Origin of the sequence: Flavobacterium sp., assembly GCF_035299005.1 — a bacterium.
Classification (GTDB): Bacteria; Bacteroidota; Bacteroidia; order Flavobacteriales; family Flavobacteriaceae; genus Flavobacterium.
Genome location: NZ_DATGXL010000004.1, coordinates 15,782 through 40,719, shown reverse-complemented (window position 1 = coordinate 40,719; position 24,938 = coordinate 15,782). Strand labels below are relative to the sequence as shown.

The following is a 24,938-nucleotide window of genomic DNA, read 5'->3' as shown; positions in this document are numbered from 1 at the left end:
CACAAATGTACTTAAAAGGAATAGTTTTTGGAAAAGTTTAACAAAGGATTCACGATTTTAAGCAGGTTTTAATTTAGTACAACATTTTTATTTCTTTAATATCAAATGAAGCTCGTACATCATCATCTAAAAGTACTTCTAGTCTCCCTTCTTTAGACACTCCCATTATTTTTCCTACAAATCGCTTTTCATTTGTATCCTCAAATGTTGACACAACGTCTCTTTTAAATAATTTTTGATGGTATAAATTCCAATAAAAATCTTCTCCTACGCGGCCTAATCGCTCTAAATTAAATTTTAATTGATTTATTATTTTTTCAAGAAGTATCATTTTATCAAAAATAATATTTTCTAAAAGAGCTAACGAAGCTGCTTGTGGTAAATAATCAAATTGGGTTTGGTTGACATTAATTCCTATTCCAATTATCGATTGCACTTCCTCTTGATTTTTTATGCTATTTTCGATCAAAATGCCGCCAATTTTTTTATTTTCTGCCAAAATGTCGTTTGGCCATTTTATTTGAAATTTTAATTTACTTTCAGATTGTAAAGCTTCAACTATACTTATAGCAACAATACCGTTTAGTGTAAATAAACTTTTTAAATAATTTGTATTGTTTCTATATAAAACACTAAAAGTTAGATTCTTACCACTCTCAACAACCCAATCCGAACCGCGTTGCCCTTTGCCATTTGTTTGCGACTCAGCAACCACAATTGTAAAATTTTCAACCAATTCATCGGCAGCTAATTGCTTTAAAAAAGTATTTGTAGAGTCTATGGCATTGAGTTTGATAATCTTCATTTAATAGTAATAAATTTTAATCTTATGTTAAGGTTCAAAAATAATGACAAAAAATGATACCTTTGCATAAATTCAAAAATAATAAATGACGAAGAAGGAAATTAATAATGATGATTTATTAGCAAACATCATCAAAGGAATAGAAGACGTAAAGGGAGAAAATATTGACATTCTTGATTTAAGAGAAATTGACAATACTGTTTGTGATTACTTTGTAATTTGTAATGGAAATTCAAATACACAAGTTAATGCAATCGTAGGATCAGTTCAAAAAGTGGTTTCAAAAGAATTAAAAGATAAACCATGGCACGTAGAAGGTGCCGAAAATGGCGAATGGGTATTGATGGACTATGTAAATATTGTAGTTCATGTATTTCAAAAACACATTCGTGAATACTACCGAATTGAAAGCTTATGGGGTGATGCTAAAATCACAACTATAGAAACAAAATACTAAAAATTTTTATGGCACAAAATCCTAACAATAATTCTGGCTTTAAGTTTAGTCCATGGATGAGTATTGTACTTGTTCTAATGATTTTCTTTACTATCAGTTTAGTTACTGATGGATTAGATTTGAGTAATCCGGGCAAAACCAGTTTATCAAAATTTAACAAGTTTTTAGATGCAGGTCAAGTTGAAAAAGTAACTTTCAACAATACCAAAGCTACAATTTATCTAAAAAAAGCTGCTTTAAAAGATAAAGCGCACGCCAAAGTTAAAAATGACATCACTGGTAAATTAAATGTAAAAGGACCACATTACATCATAGAGATTGGAGATGTGAAAGCTTTTCAAGATAGTTTATCAAAAGCTGATGCAACAGGAAAAATTTCAGAATATGAAAAAGAACCTGAAAGCATTTGGGGAGATGTTATATCCTTGTTATTGCCTATCTTATTATTAGGAGCCTTATGGATTTTCATGATGCGCAGAATGTCAGGTGGTTCTGGTGGTGGTGGTGGTCAAATCTTTAGCATAGGAAAATCGAAAGCTAAATTATTTGATGAAAAAAACGACACTAGAGTAACATTTGAAAACGTAGCAGGTTTAGAAGGAGCTAAAGAAGAAATTCAAGAAATTGTAGAGTTCCTTAAAAACCCAGAAAAATATACTTCTATAGGAGGAAAAATTCCAAAAGGAGCTTTATTAGTAGGGCCTCCAGGAACTGGAAAAACCTTATTAGCCAAAGCAGTTGCTGGTGAAGCTAAAGTACCTTTCTTTTCTTTATCAGGTTCTGATTTTGTAGAAATGTTTGTAGGAGTTGGAGCATCACGTGTGAGAGATTTGTTCAAACAAGCAAAAGAAAAATCACCTGCCATTATCTTTATCGATGAGATTGATGCTGTTGGTAGAGCTCGTGGCAAAAACAATATGACAGGAGCAAATGATGAAAGAGAAAATACGCTGAATCAATTACTAACAGAAATGGATGGTTTTGGCACTAATTCTAACGTAATTGTATTAGCTGCAACCAATAGAGCTGATGTTTTAGACAAAGCGTTATTGCGTGCTGGACGTTTTGACAGACAAATTTATGTAGACCTACCAGACATTAGAGAGCGTAAAGAAATATTTGAAGTACATTTAAAACCTTTGAAAAAGTCGGAGGAATTAGACACTGAGTTTTTAGCAAAACAAACCCCAGGATTCTCAGGAGCAGACATTGCTAATGTTTGTAACGAAGCGGCTCTAATTGCTGCTCGTAATGATAAAAAAGCTGTGGATAAACAAGATTTCTTAGATGCTGTTGATAGAATTGTAGGTGGTTTAGAAAAGAAAAATAAAATTGTTACTCCAGAAGAAAAACGTGCCATAGCAATACATGAAGCAGGTCATGCAACCGTAAGTTGGATGTTAGAGCATGCAGCACCTTTGGTAAAAGTAACTATTGTGCCTCGTGGACAAAGCTTAGGAGCAGCATGGTATTTACCAGAAGAACGATTGATTGTAAGACCAGAACAAATGCTTGACGAAATGTGTGCTACTATGGGTGGAAGAGCTGCTGAGCGCGTAATTTTTGATAAAATTTCAACTGGTGCGCTGAGTGATTTAGAAAAAGTAACACGTCAAGCTAGAGCAATGGTCACCATTTATGGTTTGAATGAAAAACTTGGAAACATCACTTACTACGATTCTTCGGGACAATCTGATTATAATTTTTCAAAACCTTATTCAGAAGATACTGCAAGAGTGATAGATACTGAAATTTCAAAATTAATCGAAGAACAATACCAAAGAGCTATTGATATCTTAGAGCATAATAAAGAGAAGTTAACTCAATTAGCAGACATTTTAATTGAAAAAGAAGTTATTTTCAAAGATGATTTAGAAACAATATTTGGAAAAAGACCATTTGACAAACAAGATGAAATTCCAGTAGTTGAATAATACTTATCAACAAAATAATATTAATAAAAAACTTAGTTCATGATAAAAAGAACTAAGTTTTTTTTTATCTTTGATTTTTACTGTATAAAATACCTACTAAAGATAGATGAGTCTTTTTAGAAAATTTTTTGGAACTTCTGGAGAAGATGGCGACAATAAGGATAAATCCGAAGATAAAAGCCCATACACTCCTGATGTGACTTTACCGATAGACGAACAGTTTACTTTCAATTTCAAAGCAAATGGAGGTAAGTTTATTTATTGTGAAAATTTGGCTGAAATTTCAGAAAATTTTGAAAATATTTTAGCTGAAAATGACTGGTTTGAATCAGAAGCACAATGTTTTGATGCGAGGCTTTTTTATTTATTAGATGAAAACAAACTAAATTACACGCAACCAAAAAATCCAAAATTTTTCTTTTCATTTTGTGAAAATTTAATTGCTGATGAAGGTTCTATTCTATTTTCGTCTCTTCAATTAAAACATTTTAAACCTAACGAATTACCTACTAACATGATTGTTTTTGCAACAACAAGTCAAATAGTAAATTCAAAAGGTGATGGATTACGTGGTATTAAAAACAAACACGAAAAAGAATATCCTACTAATATAACTACTATAAAATACTTTGAAGAAGTAAAAGAGCAAGACTTTTTGCATTATGGAAGTTGCCATAAAAATTTGTACCTACTTCTTTTAGAAGATTTATAAAATGAATGAAACGCTAAAAAGAGCAATTTCTGGAGCCGTTTACATAGTATTATTATTAGGCTGCATCTCCTATTCAAAAGAAAGTTTAGCTGTTCTATTTGGTGTCTTTTTGTTGATTGGTGTTTATGAATTTTGTAAAATAGCCGCATTAAATTTATACCTTAGTTTACCCATAGCAGCTCTATCCTACTACTTCTTATGGGATAAAAACCAAGATTTAGTTTCAAAAACCATAATAGTAAGTTTGTCAACCATTATCTCCATAAAGCTGTTGTTATATTTATTCAACAGTCAAAAAACAAACTTTACTATTGCTACACGCTATTTGTTGTTAATAGGTTATATCATCATTCCATTTATTATCACAAACTATGTAGCAGTAGGAAAAAATGGGTATAATCCTAAAATATTAATTTCTATTTTAATTCTAATATGGGCAAATGACACCTTTGCTTATTTAGTGGGGAAAAACTTTGGTAAAAACAAACTCTTTCCAAGTGTCTCTCCTAAAAAAACCGTTGAAGGTTTTATTGGAGGCATGATTTTTACAATTATTAGCAGTGTTTTGTTATCAAAATTTTACATTGAGTCTAACATTTTATACATTTGGATAGTAATTGCAATTATCGTGAGTATTTTTAGCACATTAGGCGATCTTATTCAATCCAAATTTAAGCGCGTAGCTGGTGTTAAAGATAGCGGAAAAATAATGCCTGGACATGGAGGTATCTTAGATCGATTAGATAGTATTATCTTTGTTATTCCATTTATTAATTTGTTTTATTTAATTTTATATTATGTTTCATAAAGAAGGTTCAAAAATCATTTTCATCTCCCTAATTATTTCAGTCGGACTTATATTTTTGGCAGATGCATTTTTAAAAGACAATTTTTGGTTATTAAAATCAGTGCAAGTGCTTGTTTTGATTTTTTTACTACTTATTTTGCAATTTTTTAGAAACCCTACTCGCGTTGCGGACAATAGCGACAATCATATATTAGCGCCTGTAGACGGAAAAGTTGTAGTTATAGAAGAAGTCTATGAACCAGAATATTTCAAAGACAAGCGTTTAATGGTTTCTATTTTTATGTCTCCAATAAATGTACACGTAACACGTTATGCTCTAAATGGAATTGTAAAATACAGTAAATATCATCCTGGTAAATATTTAGTAGCTTGGCATCCAAAAGCAAGTGAAGAAAACGAAAGAACTACTGTAGTTATCAACAATCGTGTATATGGAGAAGTAATGTATCGTCAAATTGCAGGTGCATTGGCTCGTAGAATTGTAAACTATGCTCAAGAAGGTATGCGAGTAGTTCAAGGAAAAGATGCTGGATTTATTAAATTTGGTTCAAGAGTAGACTTGTATCTACCATTAGGTACAGAAGTTAATGTAAAAATAGGCGAAAAAGCTATTGGTAATAAGACTGTTATTTGTAAAAAGGCATAAATGAGCGAAAAGGACTTAAATACATTATTTGATGAAGCATTTGCTAATGCGCAACTCATTCCACAAGAATCGGTGCCACAGGATATGCAACTAGTTTTGTATGGTTTGTATAAACAAGCTAGTTCAGAAAGCACCAGTAGAATACATTATCAAAATCCACAAGATTTAAGAAATGCTTTTAAATTAAATGCTTGGATGCAGGTAAAACATTTAACGGCAGATGAAGCCAAAGAAAAATACATCGAAATTATTAACGCCTTACTCAAAGAACGCAATCTATAAAACATGAAAAAAGCACTAGTAACCTTATCTTGTATATCCTTATTAATGCTAAGTTGCAAGGAAGATAGTAATCTAGAAGAAGTCCAAATTCCTGAGCCTGAAGTTGAAACCACACAAACCGCTTATGGAAATCCAGGAGAAGTAAAAGTAAATGAAGGCGGAACTTTTCAAATGAAAGGTCTAAAATATGCCTATGATGCGTTGCAACCACACATTGATGGAAGAACAATGCAAATTCATTATTCAAAACATCATTTGGGCTATGCCAACAAATTGAATAAAGAAGTTGATACTACGAATTTAGCTACCAAATCTATTGAAGAAATTCTAAAAGGATTAGATACAAACAATAAAACGTTGAGAAATAATGCTGGCGGTTATTACAATCACAATTTATTTTTTGAGATTTTAGGACCAAAAGCAGGAGGAACACCTACAGGCGCTCTTGCAGAAGCTATCAATACAGAAATGGGCTCGTTTGATGATTTACAAAACCAACTTATCGATGCTGGAAACAGTCAATTTGGAAGCGGCTGGGTTTGGCTAGTGGTTAAAAATGACGGAAAACTTGCCGTTACTAGTACTGCAAATCAAGACAATCCTTTAATGCCAAATGCAGAAGTTCGTGGAACTCCTATTTTAGCAATTGACGTTTGGGAGCATGCCTACTACTTGAACTATCAAAACAAACGAAATGATTATTTAACAGCTATTTTCAATGTCATCAACTGGAAAGTTGTTAATGATAAATACGAATCGGCAATAGCTAAATTATAAAATAAAAAATCCTGCAATATGCAGGATTTTTTTATACTCTTCTTGAAAATATTACTTCTCAAACTCTTTTAATGTATTTATAATTATAGCAACACATGTTCTTAATTGCTCTTCTGTCATTACTAATGGTGGCGCAAAACGAATGATGTTTCCATGTGTAGGTTTTGCTAACAAACCGTTTTCTGCTAAACGTACACAAATATTCCAAGCTGTATCACTTTCTTCAGTATCATTAATTACAACGGCATTCAATAAACCTTTACCTCTAACTAAAGTAGCTATGTTTGAAGTTTGAATAAATGCTCCCAATTCTTCACGGAAAATCTTTCCTAATTGTTCTGAATTTTCTGCTAATTTTTCATCTGAAACAACTTCTAACGCTGCAATAGCGACAGCAGCTGCAATAGGATTTCCACCAAAAGTTGAACCGTGTTGTCCTGGCTTAATTACATTCATAATATTGTCATTTGCCAAAACAGCCGAAACTGGATAAGCACCACCTGATAATGCTTTTCCTAAAATTAAAATATCTGGTTGTACATTTTCGTGATGCACGGCTAATAATTTTCCAGTACGAGCAATTCCTGTTTGTACCTCATCCGCTATAAACAATACGTTATTAGCTTCACAAACAGCTTTAGCTTTAGCTAAAAACCCTTCTGAAGGCACATAAACTCCTGCTTCACCTTGAATAGGCTCTACCAAGAATCCTGCAATATTTTTTGATGACGCAATTGCTTTTTCTAACGCTTCAATATCATCATAAGGAATGCTTATAAATCCAGCTGTATAAGGTCCAAAGTTTTTACGCGCATTTTCGTCGTTTGAAAATGAAATAATAGTTGTTGTTCTACCGTGAAAATTACCATCGCAAACTATAATTTGAGCATCATTTTCTTGGATTCCTTTTTTCTCGTAAGCCCATTTTCTACACAATTTTAAAGCAGTTTCTACTGCTTCAGCTCCTGTGTTCATTGGCAATACTTTATCAAACCCAAAATAATTGGTTACAAATTGCTCATAAACACCTAATTTGTCATTATAAAATGCTCTTGATGTCAACGTCAATGTCTGTGCTTGTTGCACCATTGCACCTACAATTTTTGGGTGACAATGTCCTTGATTAACCGCAGAATATGCTGAAAGAAAATCAAAATATTTTTTTTCCTCTACATCCCAAACATAAACCCCTTCTCCTCTACTTAAAACAACTGGTAGTGGATGATAATTGTGTGCACCATACTTGTCTTCTAATGCAATAGCTTCAGCCGAACTCATTTTTTCTAAAACTGACATGATTTGTTTTTTATTGATTGTTACATCGCAATTCCTTCTTTGTGGTGAGAAATCAACCATAACTCCACAAAAATATAAAATAATGCCACCAAAAGTGATAATGATTTAAAAAAAATTAACAATAATTTAGTATCGCGAAAAAAAAGTGATTTCATACCTTTGCAAAAATTTTAAAAAAAATGAAAAAAATCTCTCTCTTAACACTATTAATCATTACTTTTTCTACAATTTCATTTGCTCAAATTGGAATTGGAACTACAACTCCAAATGCACAATTAGACATCACTTCAACCACTCAAGGATTACTTATCCCTAGAGTAGATTTAACTTCTTTAAATATTCAAGCTCCTGTTATAAATCCTAAAGGAGGTTCGTTAGCTGTAAGTACAATAGTTTTTCATAATGGCACTAATGGCATAACCGCTGGATACTACTATTGGGATGGTACAAAATGGCAAGGTATTGGTAAAGCTGATGAAAACAGAGGACTTCAATTTTATGCTTTTACTGGAAATGGAGTATCTCCAAATGTTGACAAATCAAACTTTAGCTTGAGCCTTGTTAACTCTGGATTATGGTCAGGCTCATTAAACGATGCTTGTAGAAATACTATTCGCACTGGTGATAACTACACCATTATGTTTACTGGAACTCTTGTAGTTGAAACTCCTGGAAATTTTCAGTTACAATCTACATCTGATGATGGTTCTAGGGTAGTAATCGACGGAATTCCTGTTTTAAATAGATGGATAGATCAAGGACCTACTGCTTTTAATAGCAGTACAATATACCTTGCAAAAGGCAGACACAAAATTGAGTTTTGGTATTATGAAAATACAGGTTCTGAATTTATGCAATTTAACTGGCTACAAAATGCTAATGGAACTACCGGAATTGTTAGTGCTAATTCTTTCGTTATAGAATAATTATTTCAATTCTTGATACATTGATAACAAAGTGGTTACTGTATTCCAATTTCTTACAGTAGCCACTACATTTAATTTCTTTTCAATATACTTTTGGTCTAGTCTGGTTTTTCCTGCTCCAATTGCATATTTAATATAAATTCTACTTTTATCAATAGCCGCTTCATCGGGTTTAAATTGACTTATTTTTAAATCATTTAAAGCACCACTACTCAATTCTTTTGAAATAAATGCCACATACAATTTCTTTGTATCGCAGTCATTTTCTTTTAGATATGGATTATTTTTCAAACACGCTTCTAAGTCTTCTTTACCGATAACTACAACTGGAACTTCTAAGCCTAATTCCTTGAAAATTTCTTGTTTAATTTTAAACCCAACACTTGCGCCATGTTCTTCTTCCGAATCTACAAAAACATTTCCTGATTGAATATAAGTGCGCACATTTTGAAATCCTGCATTTTCTAAAAGCGTTTTCAAAGCATCCATTTTAATCATGTTGTGACCGGAAACATTAATTCCGCGTAATAAAGCTAAGTGAGTTTTCATTATTTATATCAAGATTTGCTACAAAAATAGTATTTCCTATTTAATTCGGTTGAGAATGTCATTCATCATTTCAATTTGCACTTTCTGAATTTCGATTAACTCTTGTTGCTGGTGCATAATTAAATGGTCTATTTTATCATCTAAAATTCTAATTTCCAATTCCGATTTCAAATTTATCATATAATCTTTTTTAGCACGTTCACGGTCTTTTTCTTCTTGGCGGTTTTGACTCATCATAATTACTGGCGCTTGCAAAGCTGCAATACAAGATAAAATCAAGTTTAGTAAAATAAATGGATACGGATCAAATTCTTTATGGGTAAAAATAAACACATTGGAACCGATCCAAATGGTTATAAATATAAAAAACGAAATAATAAAGGTCCAACTTCCGCCAAACGAAGCCACTTTGTCGGCAATTACTTGTCCGTAGTTTCTCGTATCTACTTCATCCTCAATTTTAGCCACAAACGATGTATCTTCTCCCAACGATTTAACTACATCTTTCTCTAAATCTGACAATTCTCTGATTTCGGTTTGAAGGTATTTTGAAATATACTTTTCTCTGTACACATTTAACTCACTTATTGCAATTGAATTATTAGTATCAAAATCGGGATAATCTTGTTGTATCAATCGTAATATCGAAATTCGAATTGATTTTCCTAAAACTCTTTCTTTTTCAGGAAACTCAATATTTGAAATAGCACTTGTAAATGTTTTATTTGCATTCATAATGTATATTTTATAAGCTAATGTACAATTTAAAACCTTTTTACACTTCTATTTTATTTCAAAATCTGCTTAATTGAAAAAAAAGTATCAAATCCGCACAACAATTCTTATTTTTGCCACATGGGAAAAAAGAGAACAGACAAAATCGTATTCGAAAACGTAAAAATCCTTGATGCAGGTGCAAAAGGTGTATCGGTAGCAAAAGCTCCTGATGGCAAAGTAATATTTCTTCCAAATGTAGTACCAGGTGATGTGGTAGACGTACAAACCATGAAGAAAAGAAAAGCTTACTACGAAGGTAAAGCTATAAAATTTCATGAATTTTCTGAACATAGAATTGATCCCGTTTGTGAGCATTTTGGTGCTTGTGGTGGTTGTAAGTGGCAAAACATGAAGTACAGCCAACAATTATTCTATAAAAACCAGGAAGTATTTAACAACTTGAAACGTATTGGTAAAATTGAATTGCCAGAGTTTGAACCGATTTTAGGTTCTGAAAAGCAATTATTTTACAGAAATAAAATGGAATTTGGTTTCTCGAATGCGCGTTGGATGACCGATGCTGAAATTCAATCGGGAACTGAATTTGACAATAAAAATGCCTTAGGATTTCATATTCCAAGAATGTGGGATAAGATTTTGGATATTGAAAAATGTCATTTACAAGAAGATCCGTCGAATGAAATCCGTAACGAAATCAAACGATTTGCTAACGAAAATAATCTTACGTTCTTCAATGCAAGAGCAGTGGAAGGTTTGTTGCGTACGTTGATGATTCGTACGGCTTCAACTGGTGAAATTATGGTTTTGATTCAGTTCTTTGAAAACGATAAAAACGGTATCGAATTGATGATGAATTTCCTAGCGGAGCGTTTTCCTCAAATTACATCATTACAATATGTTATCAATCAAAAATTGAACGATACATTGTATGACCAAGACATTATTTTGTTCAAAGGACGCGATTATATTTTGGAAGAAATGGAAGGATTGCATTTTAGTATTAATGCGAAATCGTTCTATCAAACCAATTCAGACCAAGCGTATGAATTGTACAAAATCACCAGAGAATTTGCAGGCTTAACAGGAAATGAAACCGTTTACGATTTATATACTGGAACTGGAACTATTGCACAATTCGTATCGAAAAAAGCGAAAAAAGTAATTGGTGTAGAAGCTGTTCCTGAAGCGATTATTGATGCAAAAGCCAATGCAACACGCAATAACATAACCAATTGTGAGTTTTATGTAGGAGACATGAAAAACGTGTTCAACGACGAATTCATCAACCAACACGGTCAACCAGACGTTATTATTACCGATCCACCAAGAGATGGCATGCACAAAGATGTGGTAGAAATGTTATTAAAAACAGATGTACCAAAAATTGTGTATGTAAGTTGTAATTCGGCAACACAAGCGCGTGATTTAGCGTTGATGGATGAGAAATATAAAGTGGTTCGTGTGCGTCCAGTGGATATGTTTCCACAAACGCATCATGTGGAAAACGTGGTTTTATTAGAAAAACGATAGTACTTGTCACATTGAGCCTGCCGAAATGTTACGAAAAGACTTCGACAAGCTCAGTCTGACAGAATTTAGATAAATATGAAAAAAATAGTTTTTATAACCTTGTCCTTGCTTTTAGCGGTTTCATTTTGGAACTGTGAAAAAGACGACATTTGTGCCGAAGGAACTCCAACTACACCAAGAGTAATTATTGAGTTTTATGATGCTACTGCAACTACTACATTAAAAAACGTAACTAGTTTAGGCGTTATTGAACCTACATTTGCTACAGGTTTTGCTTTTACAGCTGTAAGTAAAATCCAAGTACCTTTGCGAACTAATGCAACGACTACTACTTTGAATTTTATTCAAAACGGAAGCGATACAGACACTTCAAATGATAACATTGATGCTGTTACATTTAACTATGAAACTAGTGATGTATATATTTCGCGTGCATGCGGTTATAAAACCCTATTTTATTTAGACCCTACAACACCTGTGAATTTAGCAACCGATGGCAACAATTGGATTCAAAATATTGTAGTGACCCAACCTGATATAGAAAACGAAAATGAAGTACATGTTAAAATATATTTTTAGTCTCGCTTTAGGATGCGTTTCATTCGTTGGAACAGCGCAAGTGAAAGATACTGCCAAGGTAGTTTATCCAGAGCGTTATGGTTTGCGTTTAGGAGTAGATTTGCATCGCTTGGCCAGAACTTTTTATGAAACAGACTACAGAGGATTAGAATTGGTAGGTGATTACCGTTTAACCCGTCGTTTTTATATTGCTGGAGAACTTGGTAATGAAGACAAAACTGTGGACGACGACCGCATGAACTTTACTACAAAGGGCACCTACTTTAAAGCAGGTTTTGATTACAACTCGTTTGAAAACTGGCTCGACATGGAAAACATGATTTATGTAGGAATGCGTTATGGTGTTAGCAGTTTTAGCCAAACCCTAAACAGTTACAAAATTTATGATCCTACCAATTATTACGGGGAAACCATTATAACCTCTGGAGAAAAATTTAATGGCCTAACCGCGAGCTGGATTGAAGTCATTGGCGGAATCAAAGCCGAATTGTTTAACAACTTATACTTAGGTTTTTCATTGCGTTTAAACTATTTGGTATCTGATAAAAAGCCTGCCAACTTTGACAACTTATACATTCCAGGTTTTAACCGCACCTACGACGGAAAATTTGGCGCCGGATTGAACTACACCGTGAGCTATTTTATACCCATTTACAAGAAAAACAAGCCCATAGCGGAGAAAAAATAAAACCAAGCGTTACGAAAGTGACGCTTTTTTTTGTAAAATGAATTATGAAGTTGTAAATATTTTATATATTTGAAAAAGCTGTTTTGTTGCGCATATACACCCAAAAATGGATAGATTGGCGCTACTATATAGCGCATATAAACTAGTTATATGCCATATTACCCAACCTTACAACCAAAGTTTGAAAAACATATTTTACACATTGAGAAAAGTTATCAGCCAAATCTTTGGTATGACAAAACCTGAAATTCTTCAAGAAAAATCAGAATACGAAATTTTTTGGAACAAAGTTGACGGAAGTTATGAAGTCGCTAAAAACAAAAAACAAATAATCGATTTTTATTTGGGAAGAAATAGCTATTTCCATCGCAATTCCGATTTTGGAACTCATGACACTACCGTCAGTTTTTATAGTTTAAAAGCTTATTCAAAAAAGTATGGGAATGAACAAATGCTTAAATCTCTAAAAAGTGATATTACAAATATTTTAGGAAATGATTTGACTGTTTTAGAATTTGTGATGATGTTGAATTACATATGGATGTATCTTGTAAATTTCTATGAGAATAATAGTCGAAAAGAATTTGAAATTGAGTGGCGCGTTGAAAAAGAAATCAGAATTCTTTTGAAACATCATATAGAAAAATTTGATAATGAGTTTTCAAATTTACTTGAAGTAGAATATCTGAGTGAAGAATATTTTTATGTGAATCTCAAAAAGAAACTTGAAATAATAAAGAACCGAACAGGAATAGATATATTAGAAGAAACTGGAAATAATGATATTGATTACATTGATTTAAAAAAATAAATACGGCATATAACAGCGGTTTGCTTCAATGGCTGCTTCCGGATTTTCCTACGGAAAATCCGCTGCTGAATGGAATGTTTTGTTATATTTGTAATGGCTTGGTGTTGGTTCAACGCCACTGAGAGCAAGCCGCAAAACGTTAGCAGAAATCATTAAAAAACGATATGCCAAAAGAAATAAATTTTACAATAAGATATTCTGGTGGAAAAGCAGACGAAAGTTTATTAGACTTGTATGATGCTGCTGCTTCAATTCATGGACTTGCAAAAGCGTTAGGTATAACTTCGCATGCATTAGTTAATAATGGTAATATTAGACACAGAGTAGATTCTATTCCAAATGTAAAATTTTATCTTCATCCACCAAAAAAAGGAAGTTTTATTGAATTAGTTACTATTGTTTTCGAGGACCCAGCTGTTCAAGCTTTAGGATCGTCTGTAATAGTGGCTGCTTTTTGGGACTTTGTGAATTTCACATGGAGGCAAGCTACTGGTCGACAAGCTGAACTAACCGAAACGTCGACAAGAAGAATTTTTGAAGGTAATGAATTATTATCACAAGAAATTGAACACGCGCTTGAAAATCCGTTGCAAATGATGCACCGACCTATTCAAAATGATAGAAATATTGAAATTGAAATAAAAAGACCAAGAATCGGAACTGTATTAAAATTTAATCGGGAAACATATGAATATGTTTCTTCACAAAATGATCCTGAGGAATTCTTCAATGTTCTGGGCAATGTAACTAAATATAACAATCTAAGTGGAATTGGAAGATTTTATGATGACGCTAAAGGTAGAACTTTGTCTTTTCACTGCCATAAAGATTTAACGGAAGAAGAGAAACAAATATTGACTTGGTCTTTACATTCATCAAATCAGGTGATTGGTCAAGGAAAAATTTTGTTAACTATTGATGAAATTAAAAGCAATTCAGGACATATAAAGCGATATATAATTAAAAACGTAGAGCGAAATGATAACACTCAACAAAGAGTTAGCTAATAAAATTTGGAAGTTTTTAGGAAGTCCAATAACTGCTTTAGTATTTAGTATCTTATTGAGTGCTTTTTTTTATTATCTCAGTATTTCATATAAAAGTCCATCGTTTTATAACTCACCTCCAGAGCTTATTGCAACAAAGTCAGATTCATATTTAAAAATTTTCTATAAAAGTGATGAGCTTACAAATGTATATTTTACAAATCTTGTAATATGGAATGACGGTGATAATTTTATTGACTACAGCGACTTTGTAAAGTCAAAGCCTATAAAGTTTTATAGTAACGACAGTATTAAAATACTGTCTGTTTCTGTTCATAGTAAGAGTCGCCAAGACTTAAAGTTCGAATCAAAAATTGAAAATAACAAAGTTATAATACGATTATTAGAAGATGAAGCTTTAGAAGAAGGAGACGGTGCAAGTTTTCACATACTATACACTAAAATAACAAATAAAAACAATATTTCTTTTCATTTAGAATCAAGAATTAAAGGAACAACAAATGGTTTTATTTTTAAAGATGTCACCAATTTCAAAAAAGGGGAATACAGAAAATCAATTTATTTTCTTTGGTCAATAATAATATTACTGCTTAGTATAAGAATTTTAACGTTGTATTTTTATAAAAAACCAATTGTTTTTAGAACTGTTGAATTTGTTTTTATTTTTACATTGATAGTGATTACTATTTATCTCACTGTCCAACAAATATTTTTTACAACAAACCTTATCTGGATAAAATGACTTCTGCTAACAGGCGTTTGGCAAGATTTTAAATTTTATAATAAATTCACATTTCAATTCGCAAGAAATTTTATGCTTAACAGAAGATAGTGGATACCAAAGTGGGTAAACAAAACGCTGTAGCACTACATATACTATCGAAAACACCAATGCGTTGATAAAAATTATGCTATTTTAAGTTTAATAAGTTACCTCGTATTTTTTTGAGCCTAAACGAAGCTTACTAACCATTCCTTCAATAATAAATTACAAGATTGTTTTCAGTTAATACAATTTACTATTAAAGCACAAAATTTACATTTTAATTAACAATCCAAATCACTCCGTCCCAAAAATATTAACTAGATTCGTATAATTAATTTGTAAGTTTATGAAACGTATACATAAAAACATTCCAGTAATGCTCTTACTACTAACTGTAGTAAGTGGACTTGTATTTACTAATTGTGAGGTTAAAAAGGAAACTAAGCCATCTTCAAAGCAATTGTCTATTACTGATGCAAAAGCCAATCAAGACAAAAGAAAAAAATGGGAGGCTTCTCCAGACGGTATAAAATACAAAGAGTGGGAAGCTTCTCCCGCAGGTAAAAAAGTGCACGCGAGTCACGATAAAATAAGAAAGTACATCAAAGATTTCAGTGACATGGAGGCAGTGGTAACTTCTGTTACTTTTCAACGCGCTAATGTAAAATCAGGCCCAAAATGGCTCATAGTTAAAATTAATGATGAAGATTACATGATGCAATTTAACTTAAAGGATTTTGAGCAATTAAAAAGTCTAAAAGTGAACGACAAAATAATTATAAGAAGCCGTAGCGTAGGATATTCAAATAATCATCCCTACTTAATTATATCGGGCGATTATATTGCGCAAAACAACAAGATTCTTTTTAAGCGTGACTTTAGTAAAAATAAAGGCTGTTAAATCTTAGCTTCTCACTATTCAATTATTGGTTAGTTATAAGTAAAAAATCATAACATCAGGATAAAAAAACAAATTCCCCTAGGGCTTTTATATAATTCCTGTACAGCATTTAGGTAATTCCCCTAGGGGATTTAATCAATTTCCCTAGGGGAATTAATTTTTTTATCCGCACCAATTTAAAAATACATCTTCAAAATAATAAAAAACAATCCGTCAATTGAAAACGATATTATTAAATTTGTAAATAAAGTAGATTGAGGAAAAAAGAAATTATTTACTACTATTTAAATAGCTATAACAGACTATTTAACTAAGTTTTTACAATTTTTTTCAATTTATTAGCAAAAAAAATCCCGAGCTCTCACTCGGGATTTTTTATTTTACTTCTTTGATGCCTTTGATGAAAATCCATTTCACGAAGATTTTTTCACCATCGTGGGTTTTTATGGCTTGAAACTTTGGTGCTAACAGCAACGAAATCATGAAAGCTGTTACTGCAATCCACAACCCTTGTAAATGCGAATAATTCATCACTAAAAGATAAGCTGGGATATAAAACACACTAAATCCTATGAAATTATAAAGGAACGATTTTATTTTTTTATTCATTTTATATGTTGTTTGATTGTTGAATTGTTGAATTGTTAAATTGTTGAATTGATTTTCACTTTTCACTTCTCACTTCTCACTTCTCACTTTTCACTTTTTACTTTTTACTTTTTACTTCTCACCCAAATACTTCCCCTTCTTACTGCCTTCATACATTTCGTATTTCACCAAACGGGCTTCTAATTTTCCATTGAAAAGCTTTATTTTTCTACTTGGTTTTAACCCTACAAATTTCAAGGCTTCTAAATTAGCGGTAATAAACCATGCGTTTGTATTGGGGTAATTCTGTTTCAAAGTATCTCCAATTTCTCTATAAAAACGCTCCATATCAATATCTAAACGCTCACCATATGGCGGATTAAACACCATGTGTAATGGTCCTTCAGTTTCTTTTTTAGAGTCAAAGAAATTTTCGTTACCTATGCTAACATATTCGTCTAAATTAGCATTTCTAATATTGTCTTTAGCTTTAGCTACAGCACTAGGGGCTTTGTCATAGCCTTTAATTGTATAATGAAATTCGCGTGTTTTTTTCAAAAGAGATTCCAAAATATTGTCAAATAATTCCGCATCCCAATCTTTCCATTTTTCAAAGCCAAACTCTTTACGATTAATATTCGCAGGAACATTACAAGCAATCATAGCGGCTTCGGCTAAAATAGTTCCCGAGCCACACATTGGATCTAAAAAATGACTTTTTCCTTCCCAACCCGATAAAATCAACATTCCTGCTGCTAAAACTTCGTTGATAGGTGCCATATTTGTAGCGGTTCTATAACCTCTATGATGCAATGAAGCACCCGAAGAATCTAACGAAACGGTCACATTATCTCTATCAATATGCACATGAATTTGCAAATCCGGAAAATCTTTATCGATGCTTGGGCGCTTTCCATTCAAGTCTCTAAATTGATCCACAATGGCATCTTTGGTCTTCAACGCCACAAACTGACTGTGATTAAAATGCTCTGAATGTAAAGTGGTTTCTACTAAAAAAGTATTGTGCTCGGTTAAGTAATCCGACCAATCAATGGCTCTAATACCTTCATACAGCGCTTTATCATTATGCGCTTTAAACGTTTTGATTGGTTTTAAGATTTTTAATGCTGTGCGAAGTGCCAAATTGGCCTTGTACATAAATCCTTTATCGCCTTTAAAACTCACCACACGTGTACCGATTTCCACTTGTTGTGCGCCAAGAATTTGCAATTCTTTAGCTAATATTTCTTCAAAACCAAAAAAGGTTTTGGCAGTCATTTTAAAATTTTCCATGCATCAATTTCAAATTCAATTGCAAAATTCAATTGCAATGTGAATAATTAAGGTATTCTTGTGCAAAAATACATTAAATTTGCTACTTCAAAGAAATGAAATCAGAATTAATGTCAGATAGCAACAATAAACAACCTACAATAAACAATCAACAAGCTTCAAACTGGTTCGAATCTTGGTTTGATACCGAATATTATCACATCCTATACAAAGAACGCAACGACGAAGAAGCGCAATTATTGATGGATAATTTGACGCACTATTTGAATCTTCCCGAAGAAGCAAAAATATTGGACTTGGCTTGTGGAAAAGGGCGTCACGCTATTTATTTGAATTCGTTAGATTATGATGTAACAGGCGCTGATTTATCAGAAAACAGTATTGCAGAAGCTTCAAAATTTGCTAATGATAAATTACATTTTAAAGTGCACGATATGCGCGAGCCTTTTGAAGAAAAATATGATGCTATTTTTAATTTGTTTACCAGTTTTGGCTATTTTGACGATGATGCCGATAATTATAAAACCATTAAAGCTATTCACAATAGTTTAACTGAAACAGGTTTTGCAGTTATCGACTTTATGAATGTAGATTATGTATTAGAAAATTTGGTAGCCAATGAAATAAAAACAGTAGATGGCATAGATTTTCACATCAAACGCTACTTAAAAGACGGACATATTTATAAAGAAATTGATTTTGAAGATAAAGGCGAACGATATCATTTTACCGAAAAAGTGCAAGCCCTTCGCTTAGCTGATTTTGAACAAATGATGGAAGAAGCAGGTATTTTCTTATTGGATATTTTTGGCGACTATAAATTGAGAAAATTCTACAAAACACAATCCGAACGTTTAATTATGATTTTTAAATAATGCAATATATCATCACCTTTTCAGCTGTTATTTTAGGTTTTTTAATCGCTTTGTTTTTAAAGCCTCAAAAGAAAAAAAACATCAAATTATTGTTGGCGTTCAGTGGTGCATTTCTACTATCGCTAACGGTTTTACATTTACTTCCTGAATTATTTAGTGAAGGTCACAATCATATTCATGAAGGTGAAGAAGTACATGCAACTTTGCCTGTTGGTGTATTTATTATGATTGGGATTTTATTTCAAATTCTATTGGAGTTTTTCTCAAAAGGAGCAGAACATGGTCATGTTCACGTGCATACCGACGAACATAACGAATTGCACCAAATTCCTTGGTTGTTGTTTGTTAGTTTATGTATTCATGCGCTGTTAGAAGGATTTCCAATTCATAACAATCAGAATTTAGCCTATGGAATTGCAGTACACCACTTCCCTATTGCTATTATTTTGACCTTGTTTTTTGTAAATGCGAAGATGAATAAAATGATGATTTTTGCCTTTATGTTTTCATTTGCGTTAATGACACCACTAGGCACTTTATTAGCAGAGCAAATGCATTTTGCCCAACATTATTCAAAGGAAATTTCGGCAGTTGTAGTCGGCATATTATTTCATATTTCATCAACTATTATTTTTGAAAGTAACGAAGGTCACAAATTTAATTTGGCTAAAATTACGATGATTGTCTTTGGTTTTGCCCTAGCATATCTTATTGAAATGGGGCATTCACATTAATTGCTAACCGATTCAAAACATTTAAAAATAACTTTGTAACTTTGATACTTTACAACTTTGTAAACCAAAATAATGAATTTTACTAAAACCACCGAACAAACCTCAAAATACGAACATTTAGAAAAAATGTCGGTTACTGATTTGTTGACCAATATCAATAACGAAGATAAAACGGTTCCATTAGCTGTAGAAAGAGCCTTGCCCCAAATTGAAAAATTAGTTTCAGAAGTGGTGGCAAAAATGAAACAAGGCGGTCGTTTATTTTACATTGGTGCTGGCACATCTGGACGATTAGGTATTGTAGATGCATCGGAATGTCCGCCTACGTTTGGCGTTCCTTTTGATTTGGTTATCGGAATTATTGCTGGTGGTGATACAGCCATTAGAAAAGCAGTAGAATTTGCAGAAGACGACAAGGAGCAAGCGTGGAAAGACTTGCAACAATGGAATCTTAATGAAAAAGATGTGGTGGTAGGTATTGCCGCATCGGGAACTACACCTTATGTAATTGGTGGATTGGAAAAATGCAATCAAAATAACATCAGTACAGGAAGTATTAGCTGCAATGCAGAAAGTCCGTTATCAAAAACAGCTAAATTTCCAATAGATGTGGTGGTCGGCCCTGAATTTGTAACTGGAAGTTCACGCATGAAAGCAGGTACAGCTCAAAAGTTAGTTTTAAACATGATTTCGACAACAACAATGATTCAACTTGGGAAAGTAAAAGGCAACAAAATGGTAGACATGCAGCTGAGCAACACCAAATTAATCGATAGAGGAACAAGAATGATAATGGATGAGATTCCCGTTTCGTATGAAGAAGCCAACCAACTTTTAGCCACATATGGAAGTGTAAGGAAAGCCGTAGATTTTTATAATTCAAACAATTAACCCTATGAAAAACATTTTTTTAGCAATCACAATATTGAGTTTGTCCATCTCTTTTTCACAAGAATTACAACTTGAAAAAGGCAAAATATATCTAGGAGGCGAACAATTATCTTCTTTTGAAACCAAAAAGTTGATGGCCACCAATTTAAAAGCCCAATACAAATTTAAAAAAGCAAAAAGCAAAGAAGCTATCGGTGGTTTTTTATTAGGATTAGGCATCGGAGCTACAGCCGCTGATTTAGTAATGGGATTAACTTCTGATGTGAAATACCCTACTCCAATTACATATGCAGGTGTTGGTTTAATGGCAGTTTCAATTCCAATACTTTCTGGAAGAAAAAAAATGATTGAAGAAAGTGTGGATATCTATAACCAAGGACTAAAAGAGGAAAAGAAAACGCTAGGCGATAACTTCGAATTAAATATTGTGAACAATTCCAATGGATTTGGAATCCAAATTAATTTCTAATGGCTACAGACAAGAAAGTTTTAATGAAAGGAATTCGTTATTTATCTGCTGCTTTGCCATTGTTATTTATTGGGCCGATAGTAATAAATAGTGCTTTTAAAAATGAAAAACATCCTTTATATCCCTTTGTTTTAGTTTTGGGAATTATAGCTGCATTAGGAGCTATGTTTTTAATTTATAAAGGAATTAATACTATGCTGAAGAGTTTATTTGATGGCGATAAAAATCAAAATTTATAATATGAAATCTATTGCTGCACTATTATCTGTACTACTGCTTACTTCTTGCTACAATCAAGAACGTAATTGCAAAGACTTTAAAACGGGTAAATTTACATCAGAAACCGAAATTGAAGGAAAAAAATATACCAGTACTTTTGAACGAAATGACTCCATTCAAATCGAAACGTATGAAGGAAAAATTGATACTTTTAAAGTAAGATGGACAAATGATTGTGAATATATAATTCAGAACATTCATCCAAAAAACAGAGAAGAGAAAAAACCAGTTCAAATGAAAATTTTGACAACTAGCTCAAAATCATACACTTTTGAATATTCTTTTGTTGGAGATTCAAAAAAGCAACGAGGAACTGTAACAAAACTAGACTAATCAACGTATAATTCGATTTAAACACTAACATAAAACACATGGAAGTATTATTTACATCAGATGCACTTATTGCCTTATTGACCCTAACTTTTTTAGAAATTATTTTAGGAATTGACAACATTGTATTCCTATCAATTGTTTCAGGTAAATTAAAAGCAGAAGACCAACCAAAAGCGAGACGCATTGGGCTTTTATTAGCTATGGCATTTCGTATTGTTTTATTATTTGGAATTACTTGGGTTTTAAGTTTACAAGATATTTTATTTCATTTAGATTTTGGCTTTTTTAGTGCAGGTGTAACAGGACAAAGTTTGATTATTTTTGGTGGTGGTTTGTTTTTACTGTACAAATCTGTAACAGAAATTCACCACAAATTAGAAGGTGAGGAAGAATCAGAAAAAGGAAAAGCTAGTAATACTTTAGCTGCAGCCATTACACAAATTGCATTATTAAATTTAGTTTTCTCATTTGACAGTATTTTAACTGCAGTAGGATTAATTAGTATGAAAGATCCATCACAAGGAGGATTTGGCTATGAAGGTGCGCTTATTATCATGATTTTATCAATTATTATTTCAATTGTAATAATGATGATTTTTGCTGGTCCAGTATCTAAATTTGTTAATGAGCACCCAACTATTCAAATTCTTGGGCTTTCATTCTTAATTTTAATTGGGGTTATGTTATTAGCAGAAGGATCACATTTAGCACACTTTAGATTCTTTGGAGAAACAGAAGTTCACAGCATTCCAAAAGGATATTTATATTTCTCAATTTTCTTCTCATTGTTTGTAGAATTCTTAAACCTAAGAATGAAGAAAAGCAAAAATCCAGTTAAACTTCACAACAATAAAATTTTGGATGAAAAATTAAAAGACGAAGACATCATGAATTAATATTTATAAGCATTGATAAAAAAAGCTCCCAAATTTGGGAGCTTTTTTATTAGTCTTGAATATATGTTTTGTTTCCGTTTTTATTGATATAATACTTTCCGCCTCGTGGTCCTGTATATACTTTTTTACCTTTGTATTCTCCAGTTACCTTGTCGGCTACTTTTTTCTCTGCTGCCTTTGATGCTGCAGTTTCTTTCATATCTTCTTTTTCTTCAGCTACTGTTTTTTTTGTTTTCGATTTTGCAGTAGTTGCTTTTTCTTTTGCTTCTGTTTTCTTAGTATCTACTTTAGCTTTCGTTTCTTTTTTCTTAGCATCTACTTTAGCTTCTGTTTCCTTTTTCTTTGTAGTTGCCTTCTCTTTTGTTTCTTTTTCAGTAGACTTTGCTTTTGACTTTGTTTCTTCTTTTGCTTCTTTTGTTTTTGATTTAGTTTCTTTAGCTTTTTTGTCTGCTTTTTCTTTTGTTTCTTTTTTAGCTTTTTCTACTTTTTCTGTAGTTTCTTTTTTAGTCTTAGCTTTTTTTGTTTTCGTTTCTTGAGCCATTGTACCTATCGAAAGGAACAATGCTAAAACCATTAGAAGGATTTTTTTCATGTTTGTCTCTTGTTTAAAAATTTAAAAATTATACTATTTTGTGAATTCTATTTACAGGTATCACAACTCCCTGTTTAAGTATTACCCTACTATCAGTAACACCCCAAATAGTAGTTTCAACCGCTTTTTTTGAAATATCATCTTCAAAGAAAATCTTAATTTTTACATGCTCTAAATTTCCTAACGATAAAGCTCTGTCTAAATCATTTTTCCTTTGAATAATTGCCTCTTTTTCTTCCAAAACATCAATTGCAGGAAAATTTAATGTGCTTATAGCTTCTTTGTCGATTAATTGAAATTCGTTATTCATAGTTTAATTAGTTGGTTAGTTTCATAAAATTACTAAAAAAATAAAATATAAAAGCCTTTTTTCAGCTATATTATAATAGAATTTCACATTAAACTCATTTATCAAAATCTATACCATAAAAAAAGAGACTACCTTTTGAGTAATCTCTCTTTCAACTATTAAACGAAACATTTATTAGAATTTCATTCCAAAACCAATACCTAATAACCAAGGATTGATATCAACCTCTGCTGGCACTGTTAATCCTGGAGCTAAATTAGAAGCGTCTACTGTTACATCAGTACTTAAAAATAAGCGTTTTGCATCCACATTGATAAAATAAGTATCATCAATCATTAAATCAAAACCAACTTGAGCTGCATAACCTAATGCATTATCATATTTAACATCTGCAACAGCACCAGATTTTACGTTATAAAATAAAGTATAATTTAATCCCGCGCCAATGTATGGCTTGAATACTCCTTCTTTCTCAGTACAAAAATGATATTGAGCAGTTAATGTTGGAGGCAATAAATAAACACTTCCTAAATCTACATTTCCAGCAGCAGTATTAACCGCTTGAACATCGTGTTTTGTAGTTCCCAAAATTAATTCTGCAGCAATATTTTTTGTGAAAAAGTAAGTAAAATCTAATTCAGGAATTAATGCATTTGAAATCGCAACATCACCGCCAATCACACCTACTTTAGCGCTTTCAACTGGCACTACACCAACACCTCTTAATCTAACTTGCCATCTTTTAAAGTCATTTGTTTTTTCTTCTTGATCTTGTCCATTTACAAAATTTACAGTCAATAGGGACATAGCCATAATTGCAAAAAGTACTTTTCTCATTTTTTAATTAATTTAAAATTATAGTACAAATGTAAAAACCAATATTTCGATAAAAACTGATAAAAATCATAACTGAAAATTTATTTTTATAATAGATAATACTTAATAATTCTAGTTTTTTAAATACATTTGCGTCACTATGCTAAAAACAGTTAACATATTAAATAAAAGAGCCAAATTCGATTATGAAATTCTCGATAAATATTCGGCTGGAATTGTATTAACTGGTACAGAAATTAAATCTATTCGATTAGGAAAAGCTTCTATTACTGAAAGTTTTTGTGAATTTCATGATGGAGAACTTTTTGTTATTAATTCTAATATTGAAGAATATTTATATGGCACGCATTACAATCACAAAACAAAAAGTGAGCGTAAATTACTTTTAAACAAAAAAGAACTAAAAAAATTAAATAAAGATTCAGAAAATAAAGGATTAACCATTGTTCCACTCCGTTTGTTTACCAATGAAAAAGGTTTAGCAAAACTCGAAATTGCACTTTGTAGAGGTAAAAAGAACTACGACAAACGCGAATCATTAAAGGAACAAGATACCAAAAGAGATTTAGATCGAATAAAAAAGGCTTTTTAGCTTTTTTTTGTTAAATTTTATGACTAAATTTGTCATG

General features: G+C 32.0%; 32 protein-coding genes. 23 read left to right on the top strand and 9 right to left on the bottom strand.

Translation table 11 applies throughout. From position 1 onward, the window contains the following. Nucleotides 1–73: 73 nt before the first annotated feature. On the bottom strand, nt 74–805 hold the full coding sequence (locus VK164_RS01505) for a biotin--[acetyl-CoA-carboxylase] ligase (RefSeq protein WP_324207670.1): 732 nt from the start codon (nt 803–805) through the stop codon (nt 74–76). Nucleotides 806–890: 85 nt separating this feature from the next. On the opposite strand from VK164_RS01505, the gene rsfS reads away from it, so the two are divergent. From rsfS to VK164_RS01470, 7 genes are all read left to right on the top strand, one after another. After that, on the top strand, nt 891–1,262 hold the full coding sequence (gene rsfS / locus VK164_RS01500) for a ribosome silencing factor (RefSeq protein WP_324207669.1): 372 nt from the start codon (nt 891–893) through the stop codon (nt 1,260–1,262). A gap of 8 nt (nt 1,263–1,270) precedes the next feature. Continuing rightward, on the top strand, nt 1,271–3,196 hold the full coding sequence (gene ftsH / locus VK164_RS01495) for an ATP-dependent zinc metalloprotease FtsH (protein ID WP_324207668.1): 1,926 nt from the start codon (nt 1,271–1,273) through the stop codon (nt 3,194–3,196). Between the two features lie 106 nt (nt 3,197–3,302). Beyond that, nucleotides 3,303–3,908, top strand: a complete 606-nt coding sequence (locus VK164_RS01490; protein WP_324207667.1) for a lactate utilization protein B/C — start codon at nt 3,303–3,305, stop codon at nt 3,906–3,908. Between the two features lies 1 nt (nt 3,909). Continuing rightward, entirely contained in the window at nt 3,910–4,716 is an 807-nt protein-coding gene (locus tag VK164_RS01485) for a phosphatidate cytidylyltransferase (protein WP_324207666.1), read from the top strand. Then, nucleotides 4,706–5,362: a phosphatidylserine decarboxylase family protein gene (locus tag VK164_RS01480; RefSeq protein WP_166235791.1), complete on the top strand. Its 657-nt coding sequence runs from the start codon at nt 4,706–4,708 to the stop codon at nt 5,360–5,362. The genes VK164_RS01485 and VK164_RS01480 overlap by 11 nt, the downstream gene beginning before the upstream one ends. Continuing rightward, nucleotides 5,363–5,644 (top strand): acyl-CoA-binding protein, encoded by a 282-nt coding sequence (locus VK164_RS01475; protein WP_166235792.1) that lies wholly within the window; start codon nt 5,363–5,365, stop codon nt 5,642–5,644. Between the two features lie 3 nt (nt 5,645–5,647). Continuing rightward, nucleotides 5,648–6,421, top strand: coding sequence for a superoxide dismutase (locus VK164_RS01470; RefSeq protein WP_324207665.1), 774 nt, complete (start codon nt 5,648–5,650; stop codon nt 6,419–6,421). 51 nt (nt 6,422–6,472) lie between these two features. Here the strand turns inward: VK164_RS01470 and rocD are convergent, their stop codons facing one another. Further along, nucleotides 6,473–7,717 (bottom strand): ornithine--oxo-acid transaminase, encoded by a 1,245-nt coding sequence (rocD, locus tag VK164_RS01465; protein ID WP_324207664.1) that lies wholly within the window; start codon nt 7,715–7,717, stop codon nt 6,473–6,475. Between the two features lie 179 nt (nt 7,718–7,896). Here rocD and VK164_RS01460 point away from each other — a divergent pair, with 179 nt between their 5' ends. Further along, nucleotides 7,897–8,643 carry a PA14 domain-containing protein gene (locus tag VK164_RS01460; protein ID WP_324207663.1) on the top strand — a complete coding sequence of 249 codons (747 nt, stop codon included), beginning with the start codon at nt 7,897–7,899 and terminating at the stop codon, nt 8,641–8,643. Here VK164_RS01460 and VK164_RS01455 read toward each other — a convergent pair whose 3' ends face one another. Both VK164_RS01455 and VK164_RS01450 read right to left on the bottom strand, forming a co-directional pair. Beyond that, the gene (locus tag VK164_RS01455) at nt 8,644–9,192 is read right to left on the bottom strand and encodes a DUF1697 domain-containing protein (RefSeq protein ID WP_324207662.1); all 549 of its coding nucleotides are present in this window, start codon (nt 9,190–9,192) and stop codon (nt 8,644–8,646) included. Nucleotides 9,193–9,228: 36 nt separating this feature from the next. After that, entirely contained in the window at nt 9,229–9,927 is a 699-nt protein-coding gene (locus tag VK164_RS01450) for a DUF1003 domain-containing protein (RefSeq protein ID WP_324207661.1), read from the bottom strand. 120 nt (nt 9,928–10,047) lie between these two features. On the opposite strand from VK164_RS01450, the gene rlmD reads away from it, so the two are divergent. From rlmD to VK164_RS01415, 7 genes are all read left to right on the top strand, one after another. Beyond that, nucleotides 10,048–11,460 carry a 23S rRNA (uracil(1939)-C(5))-methyltransferase RlmD gene (rlmD, locus tag VK164_RS01445; protein ID WP_324207660.1) on the top strand — a complete coding sequence of 471 codons (1,413 nt, stop codon included), beginning with the start codon at nt 10,048–10,050 and terminating at the stop codon, nt 11,458–11,460. A gap of 75 nt (nt 11,461–11,535) precedes the next feature. Next, nucleotides 11,536–12,039, top strand: coding sequence for a DUF6452 family protein (locus tag VK164_RS01440; protein WP_324207659.1), 504 nt, complete (start codon nt 11,536–11,538; stop codon nt 12,037–12,039). Beyond that, nucleotides 12,020–12,727, top strand: coding sequence for a DUF6048 family protein (locus tag VK164_RS01435; protein WP_324207658.1), 708 nt, complete (start codon nt 12,020–12,022; stop codon nt 12,725–12,727). Before VK164_RS01440 ends, VK164_RS01435 begins: the two co-directional genes overlap by 20 nt. Nucleotides 12,728–12,959: 232 nt before the next feature. After that, nucleotides 12,960–13,538, top strand: coding sequence for a hypothetical protein (locus tag VK164_RS01430; protein WP_324207657.1), 579 nt, complete (start codon nt 12,960–12,962; stop codon nt 13,536–13,538). Between the two features lie 164 nt (nt 13,539–13,702). After that, nucleotides 13,703–14,545 (top strand): hypothetical protein, encoded by an 843-nt coding sequence (locus VK164_RS01425; RefSeq protein WP_324207656.1) that lies wholly within the window; start codon nt 13,703–13,705, stop codon nt 14,543–14,545. Beyond that, nucleotides 14,517–15,287: a hypothetical protein gene (locus VK164_RS01420; RefSeq protein WP_324207655.1), complete on the top strand. Its 771-nt coding sequence runs from the start codon at nt 14,517–14,519 to the stop codon at nt 15,285–15,287. The genes VK164_RS01425 and VK164_RS01420 overlap by 29 nt, the downstream gene beginning before the upstream one ends. Before the next feature lie 370 nt (nt 15,288–15,657). Continuing rightward, complete coding sequence (locus VK164_RS01415; protein WP_324207654.1) at nt 15,658–16,212, top strand: hypothetical protein; 555 nt, start codon at nt 15,658–15,660, stop codon at nt 16,210–16,212. A gap of 375 nt (nt 16,213–16,587) precedes the next feature. On the opposite strand, the gene VK164_RS01410 is transcribed toward VK164_RS01415, so the two are convergent. Continuing rightward, nucleotides 16,588–16,821, bottom strand: a complete 234-nt coding sequence (locus tag VK164_RS01410; protein WP_324207653.1) for a hypothetical protein — start codon at nt 16,819–16,821, stop codon at nt 16,588–16,590. 111 nt (nt 16,822–16,932) lie between these two features. Beyond that, on the bottom strand, nt 16,933–18,093 hold the full coding sequence (locus VK164_RS01405) for a THUMP domain-containing class I SAM-dependent RNA methyltransferase (RefSeq protein ID WP_324207652.1): 1,161 nt from the start codon (nt 18,091–18,093) through the stop codon (nt 16,933–16,935). A 110-nt stretch (nt 18,094–18,203) separates the two neighbouring features. Between VK164_RS01405 and VK164_RS01400 the strand changes: the two genes are divergently transcribed. The 7 genes from VK164_RS01400 (at nt 18,204) to VK164_RS01370 (ending at nt 22,570) form a co-directional block, all read left to right on the top strand. Then, the gene (locus VK164_RS01400; protein WP_324207888.1) at nt 18,204–18,968 is read left to right on the top strand and encodes a class I SAM-dependent methyltransferase; all 765 of its coding nucleotides are present in this window, start codon (nt 18,204–18,206) and stop codon (nt 18,966–18,968) included. After that, complete coding sequence (locus tag VK164_RS01395; RefSeq protein WP_324207651.1) at nt 18,968–19,702, top strand: ZIP family metal transporter; 735 nt, start codon at nt 18,968–18,970, stop codon at nt 19,700–19,702. The genes VK164_RS01400 and VK164_RS01395 overlap by 1 nt, the downstream gene beginning before the upstream one ends. A 72-nt stretch (nt 19,703–19,774) precedes the next feature. Next, nucleotides 19,775–20,593: an N-acetylmuramic acid 6-phosphate etherase gene (murQ, locus tag VK164_RS01390; RefSeq protein ID WP_324207650.1), complete on the top strand. Its 819-nt coding sequence runs from the start codon at nt 19,775–19,777 to the stop codon at nt 20,591–20,593. A 4-nt stretch (nt 20,594–20,597) separates the two neighbouring features. After that, nucleotides 20,598–21,062: a hypothetical protein gene (locus VK164_RS01385; RefSeq protein ID WP_324207649.1), complete on the top strand. Its 465-nt coding sequence runs from the start codon at nt 20,598–20,600 to the stop codon at nt 21,060–21,062. Then, entirely contained in the window at nt 21,062–21,301 is a 240-nt protein-coding gene (locus tag VK164_RS01380) for a DUF6095 family protein (RefSeq protein WP_324207648.1), read from the top strand. Before VK164_RS01385 ends, VK164_RS01380 begins: the two co-directional genes overlap by 1 nt. A gap of 1 nt (nt 21,302) precedes the next feature. Continuing rightward, on the top strand, nt 21,303–21,674 hold the full coding sequence (locus tag VK164_RS01375) for a DNA topoisomerase IV (RefSeq protein ID WP_324207647.1): 372 nt from the start codon (nt 21,303–21,305) through the stop codon (nt 21,672–21,674). Nucleotides 21,675–21,712: 38 nt separating this feature from the next. Further along, a complete protein-coding gene (locus VK164_RS01370; protein WP_324207646.1) occupies nt 21,713–22,570 on the top strand; it encodes a TerC family protein in 858 nt (285 codons plus the stop codon). Nucleotides 22,571–22,619: 49 nt separating this feature from the next. On the opposite strand, the gene VK164_RS01365 is transcribed toward VK164_RS01370, so the two are convergent. From VK164_RS01365 to VK164_RS01355, 3 genes are all read right to left on the bottom strand, one after another. Beyond that, nucleotides 22,620–23,162 carry a hypothetical protein gene (locus VK164_RS01365; protein WP_324207645.1) on the bottom strand — a complete coding sequence of 181 codons (543 nt, stop codon included), beginning with the start codon at nt 23,160–23,162 and terminating at the stop codon, nt 22,620–22,622. Between the two features lie 28 nt (nt 23,163–23,190). Further along, on the bottom strand, nt 23,191–23,472 hold the full coding sequence (locus tag VK164_RS01360) for a hypothetical protein (RefSeq protein WP_166235813.1): 282 nt from the start codon (nt 23,470–23,472) through the stop codon (nt 23,191–23,193). A gap of 174 nt (nt 23,473–23,646) precedes the next feature. After that, on the bottom strand, nt 23,647–24,309 hold the full coding sequence (locus VK164_RS01355) for an OmpW/AlkL family protein (RefSeq protein ID WP_324207644.1): 663 nt from the start codon (nt 24,307–24,309) through the stop codon (nt 23,647–23,649). Between the two features lie 139 nt (nt 24,310–24,448). On the opposite strand from VK164_RS01355, the gene smpB reads away from it, so the two are divergent. Beyond that, complete coding sequence (smpB, locus tag VK164_RS01350) at nt 24,449–24,901, top strand: SsrA-binding protein SmpB (protein ID WP_166235815.1); 453 nt, start codon at nt 24,449–24,451, stop codon at nt 24,899–24,901. The last annotated feature ends 37 nt before the right edge of the window (nt 24,902–24,938 follow it).